The organism is Actinomadura sp. 7K534, from assembly GCF_004348575.1.
GTDB classification, from domain to species: domain Bacteria; phylum Actinomycetota; class Actinomycetes; order Streptosporangiales; family Streptosporangiaceae; genus Spirillospora; species Spirillospora livida.
Genome location: NZ_SMKB01000350.1, coordinates 1 through 5,547, shown reverse-complemented (window position 1 = coordinate 5,547; position 5,547 = coordinate 1). Strand labels below are relative to the sequence as shown.

Below are 5,547 nucleotides of genomic sequence, written 5' to 3'. Positions count from 1 at the left end.
CGCCAACTCCCCCTGCCGCGGCTCCGCCAGTGGCCCCGCCCCACTGACGAACGCCGGGCTACCCGCGAACACGCACGGCAAACAGGCGGTTACCGGGACCCCTCGCCGTTCTCCCAGGTGGGCGGGGTTCATCAGCAGGTCGCGGGACGTCCAGCCCGGGACCGGGGTCATCCCCCCTATCCGGGGGCAAAGGCGCTGGTAGACGTCGAGGGCGTCATCGGGACGGGCCGCCGGGTCCTCGGCTAGGAGAAAGCGGGGACCAGAGCGTCCGGTTCGCACGGGACGCCGTCCACGCCGTCCACGCCGTCCACGCCGCCCGCGATCCGGCCCTGAGCGTCCGGTCCCGCCGTATCGGCGGAACACCGGTCTCGGGCATGCTGGGAGATCGGCGGAGAGGAGCCGTGATGACCCTGGTGATGAGCGCGGCCGAGCGGGAGGCATTCCTCGCCGGCACGTACGTGGGCATTCTGAGCGTCGCGGACGAGGCGGGCCGAGCGCCGCTGGCACTGCCCGTCTGGTACACCTACGAGCCGGGCGGCGAGATCACCTTCATCACCGGCCGGGACAGCCGCAAGATGGCCCTGATCCGGGCGGCGGGCCGGGTCAGCCTGGTGGTTCAGGAGGCAGCGCTGCCCTACCGGTACGCCTCGGTGGAGGGACCGGTCATCGGGTTCGAGGATCCGGCCCGCCCCGAGGACCGCCGCGCACTGGCCGAGCGCTACCTGGGCGCCGAAGGCGGCGCCGAGTACCTGGAGGCGACGAAGGACGTCGCCGGGGAAATGGTCCTGACACGGGTGCGTCCGGAGCGCTGGTACACCCGCGACTACACCAAACAATCCCACTAACGATCCTGATTGCCCTCCAGGCAAACAAAATTCGCGGTGGGCGACCTTGGCGGACGATCACCATCCCCGCATCGTGGCGATGTGCTGTCGGAACGCGGCTGACCCGGGCAGGACGTCGGGCCGGTGGTACTCGTCTGCGACCCCCGGTTTTGCGTAGGGGCTGGGCGGCCATCACGGTGAGGCGGTCGACCAACTCGGCGGGCCTGCACCCCGAAGTCCGGGTCGAGGTGGGCGATGCGCAGCGCCGCCCATCCCAGGGAGTCGGCGGTAGCGCGCACAGGACGCCGGTGCTGGTCGGCGGCTTTCTGCGGAAGACCGCTGGCCAGGCGGACCCCCGGTGACGTACCGCCCCCGCTTCGAACAAGTGCAGCGGACGACACCGCCGCATCCGATGACCGCGCGGCCCCAAAACCGCAGAGCGCCAACGCGACGGCCACGGGCGGCGGACGCCCGCGCACTCTCCATGCCGAACATGCTTACCCACGCCACTGCACCAGCAGCTCCGCTCACGGGCGTCCCGCAACGCAGCGCGGACCGCCAGACGTCCTCCGAACTCACGCCCGCTGGGACGGTCACAGAGGCCCTAGAACTGCGGCGGGGTCCGCGTCCAGCGCCAGTGTTTCCAGGACGGACAGCAGTTGGCGTTCCTCATACCTGAAGTGCGACTCCATGATCGCCGCCAGCCCCTCCAGGTGCCTGTCCAGCTCCGCAGGCGGGGCCGCCCGAGCCGCAGCGGCCTGGAGCCCGGTCAGCAGGTGCTCGATCATCGAATGGTCCTGCCGCAGGTACCGCAACGTCTCACCCAGCTCGGGATGCTGCTCGGCGATCGCCGGAAACAGGTCACGATCCTCGCCCACGTGGTGGGCGCTCAGGGCAGCGCAGAACCCGTGACAGAACAGCAGCAGATCCCTGGTCGCCGACTCGGCCTGCTCACCAGCGGCCAATGCGTGTCGGGTCACCTTCAGCGCTTCGCGAAGCCTGTCATGCACGCGGCGCAGTTCATTGCTCCAGGCCACCAGCCTGGTCTTCTCGCCCTCACCCACAGGTGAAGAGCGAAGGTACGACGATCATCGTCGTCGATTCCCTTCGGTCCGGCGCCTCCATGCCTGGCACGGCCTGCCACCAGCACGCGACGCTGCGGGCGAAGGTATCACGAAGCGGACAGCACCCAACCGTCCTAGAACGGCAGCCACTTCCGGAGGGCAACCGGGATCCGCTGCCAGGACCTGTTCGGGCCTTGCCAGCCCCGCACTCAGATCCTTTGACACACTTCTCTCGTGATCGAACTGACCGACGATTTCCTCAAGCTCAAGCCCGGAGCCATCTGCTACTGGCCGGCCACCCTTGACCATCCGGTCGCTGGAACCTGGCACATCACGATTCCCCTTGAGCCCTTCTCTGCGGACGACGAGTACGAGCCCGCCAGCTTCCGACCCGACAACCGCGGGCCAGAACTCATCAAGACGGAAATCGCACTCGATCACATTCATCTGCAAGCCACCGAACTGGCCGGGTTGAGCCAGCGCACCTTCACCTTTCCGGTGAACCCAGAGGACGGCTACATCGACGGCTCCATCTATCTCGTCGCCTCCCACTGCCCAGTCGATGTCACCCGCATCGAGTTCGGCCAAGCCACCTCGAACCACATCCCCGCCACCCTCCAGGCCCACTTCGACTTCGACGCCGCAGGCGCCATCGACATCCAAAACCGCACGGCCGAGCTGAAGACAGTCCTGCACTTTGAACTCGGCCGCCCCGTCACCTGAAAGCCACCGAGTCCGCCACGCCCTGCCCTTCCGACGCATTCAAACGGGCAACCCACTTCCCAAGATCACCTAAAGCTCAGAAGCGTCCATGGCCTTCTTGAGCAACTGCGCTGCGCGGCCGAGCCCCCATCTCGGCCACCACAAGGCGCCGCACTCCCACCCGAGCAATCTCTGTCTCACCCGGCTGCGGCAGCACGCGGGCCGAGCTACTCGCCCGCACCATCCCGCAGGCGCCCGGCTACGGCCCCGTGACGCGTAGAGGCGCCGACCGCAGACCGCGGACCGGCGCCTCCCTGAACGGCCTCAACGGCGCCCGCGCCTACGGTTCCAGAGGACCAGGGCCGCCACGGTGACCCGTGCATCCTGACCGGGGCGGGGGCTGGGCGACTGACTTGGCCAACCCGCTCGTGACGGGCCCGGCGGCGTGGCCCAGAAAACGAACAAGGAACGACGCCAACCAGCCCCCCACACCCACAAGGACCGACACGCCACCATTTTTTTGGCCAATGATGCCTCCAGGTCCTCACGGGCGGCAGGGAGGGGCAGCGTCACACCTCAAAAGCTGAACGGTGTCGCACACACGTTCCGCGAGAGATGTGGACCGACCCCGCGAGTCGATCCTGACCGGCGCGCTGGGCACCGCGGCAGGCCGTGCTGGGCACTGACGAGGAGGCCGCCGCCGAACTGGAGCGCTCGGCCGGGCGGGTGTCGGCGTCCAGGCTCAGGCGCAGGTCGGGCAGGACAAGGTCGACGGCACGGCAGCAACTGTCGGCGCCCGGCCCCGTCGCCGGCGGCCGCCTGCGTCCAGCCCTGTCGGCGGCGCCTCGCTGGCTCGGTTCTCCCGCCTCCCCTGACGGACCCGCCCTCGCGGCGGTCCGTGCCCGCGGCAGGTTGGCCGCCGCAGCCGCGTTCCTGCAGACGCGGCCGAGCTGACCCCCGATCCGCCGCCCGTGCGACGCGGGCGCTCGAAGCCGCGCACGCCAAACACGACGCCGGCGCGTCCAAGGCAGCCTTGGAATTACGGGCCAGCGCCGCAGCGGGCCACTGGACGTCCTGCAACACGCGCGGCTCGAGTTGCTGCCGCGCCCAGATCGCGTTCCACCTGACCCGGGGCAGCAACATGACGGGGATGTGTCCGAGGGGCTGGGCACCCCCACGAGATCACTCACACGCACCTTGTCTCACCGGGGCTGGCGTGGAGCCCTTCGGCGAGACGAGGCACTGGTAAGAGAAGCGCCTCCATGTCGCGGCGGTTCAGCGCGCCTACGGCGAGATCGGCGACGACGTGTTCGTCCTCACCGACGCCAAGGCGTCCGAGCACGCGGCCGCGACAGGACCGGTGACCAGCGTGCGCGTTGGACCAGGGCATCCGGCACCTCGGCACCGGGAATCGCATCACCGCCTGCGATGACGATCACGCCGCCCGATGACAGAAACGACGCTTATGCGGTATACGGGAATCATGGGCAATTCTCACCTCTTCAAGGCGAGTCGACACAAACTCACCCCTAAGCAAACGGCTCGCCGTTCCCCCCGTCGCCACCCCAACGATTGAAGACGATCTCCGGCCACTTCCACTCGTTTCCCAAAAGGCACGAGGCCGCGAAAGATCACTACGGTGAGCCAGCGAGGCCCCAGGCTTATATAAGTAGCAACTCCGACTAGCCGCAAGGTCTCAATATTCTCACCTCGAACCGTGAACACGAACTGTGAATGTTCGATAACATCGAGTCATGTGTTCGAGGGGATTCGATCTGGCGGTGATGTCCAGCAGTGAGCTGGTGGGCATGGCGGCTGCGACCGCGTCCGAACTCGCTCGGCGTCCGGCACCCGACTCTCCAGCCGTGTGCATGAAGGACGCCGAGACCCTCGCCCACACGACCGACCTGCACGAAAGCGTCCTGGCCGGGTTGATCGGACGGGTGGACGCCTCAGGAGAAGTGCGCCGCTGGGGCTTCCCGTCGGTGCGAAGCTGGCTGCGGACCCGGCTGGGCATGCGAGAGGCCCGCGCCAAGGAGCGCATCGCCCTCGCCCGTGAACGGCACCGACTTCCCCAGGTCGCCGAACGTCTCGCGGCCGGGAAGTTGTCCTACGGGTACGCCGCCACCGTGGCCGGTGCCGTGGCCCGCCTGAACGACGAGGACTGTGCCAAGGCCGAGGACATCCTGCTCGACCTCGCCGGACAGGGGTTCTCCGCCGGAAAGGTCGCCGCGTTCGGCAACCGAATCACCGACCTGATCGCGGAACGCGACGGCACCGACACCCCCGATCCCGATTCCCGGCGCGGATACGAACGCTCCTGGATCGACACCACCCGCTCCCTGGACGGCGGCCGGTACATCAAGGGCTGGCTGAACGCCGAGGACGCCGCCATCTGGGACGGCACCCTGGGCCCCCTGGCCAAGCCCGCCGGAACCGACGACGACCGCGACCTCTCCGAACGCACGGCCGCCGGACTGGCGAGCATCCTGTCGGGCGGGCACAAGGCCACCAAGGTCACCGTAATCTGCGACCTCGACACCCTCACCGGCGGCAACACCCCCGCACGCCTAACCGACGGCACCCCCATCCCCGCCGATCAAGCCCGCCGCATCGCCCTGTCCGCCGGGGTCTCACCACTCCTCCTCGGACGCGGCCACGTCCCCCTGTACCTCGGCCGAACCGTCCGCTTCGCCACCCCGGCCCAGCGCCGAGTACTCGAAGCACTCAACCCAACATGCGCAGTTCAGGGCTGCGAAGTCCCCGGGACACTGTGCGAAGTCGACCACGTAGCCGGCTGGGCGCTCGGCCACACCCCCACCGACATCGACAACCTCACCCTGACCTGCGGCTTCCACAACCGCTTCAAGGCCAGCAATCCCAACCAAATCCACGTAACACGACCCCAGAACGGCCGCTACACCTACCGCCTCCCACCTCCCGAGCACCCCCTACCT

At 68.4% G+C, this 5,547-nt stretch carries 4 protein-coding genes; 3 read left to right on the top strand and 1 reads right to left on the bottom strand.

Annotation, left to right across the window (positions count from 1 at the left end; translation table 11 throughout):
- Positions 1-404: 404 nt before the first annotated feature.
- Positions 405-845 carry a pyridoxamine 5'-phosphate oxidase family protein gene (locus E1266_RS35090; protein ID WP_132054562.1) on the top strand — a complete coding sequence of 147 codons (441 nt, stop codon included), beginning with the start codon at positions 405-407 and terminating at the stop codon, positions 843-845.
- Between the two features lie 572 nt (positions 846-1,417).
- Here E1266_RS35090 and E1266_RS35085 read toward each other — a convergent pair.
- Positions 1,418-1,888: a hemerythrin domain-containing protein gene (locus E1266_RS35085; protein ID WP_132054560.1), complete on the bottom strand. Its 471-nt coding sequence runs from the start codon at positions 1,886-1,888 to the stop codon at positions 1,418-1,420.
- A 234-nt stretch (positions 1,889-2,122) separates the two neighbouring features.
- Here E1266_RS35085 and E1266_RS35080 point away from each other — a divergent pair, with 234 nt between their 5' ends.
- Both E1266_RS35080 and E1266_RS35070 read left to right on the top strand, forming a co-directional pair.
- The gene (locus E1266_RS35080) at positions 2,123-2,611 is read left to right on the top strand and encodes a hypothetical protein (RefSeq protein ID WP_132054558.1); all 489 of its coding nucleotides are present in this window, start codon (positions 2,123-2,125) and stop codon (positions 2,609-2,611) included.
- 1,733 nt (positions 2,612-4,344) lie between these two features.
- The coding region (locus E1266_RS35070; RefSeq protein ID WP_132054554.1) for an HNH endonuclease signature motif containing protein at positions 4,345-5,547 on the top strand (1,203 nt) is incomplete at its 3' end.

Excerpts from the sequence above, each read along its gene's own strand:
- E1266_RS35090 (WP_132054562.1), top strand. The coding sequence starts at position 405 with ATGACCCTGGTGATGAGCGCGGCCGAGCGGGAGGCATTCCTCGCCGGC.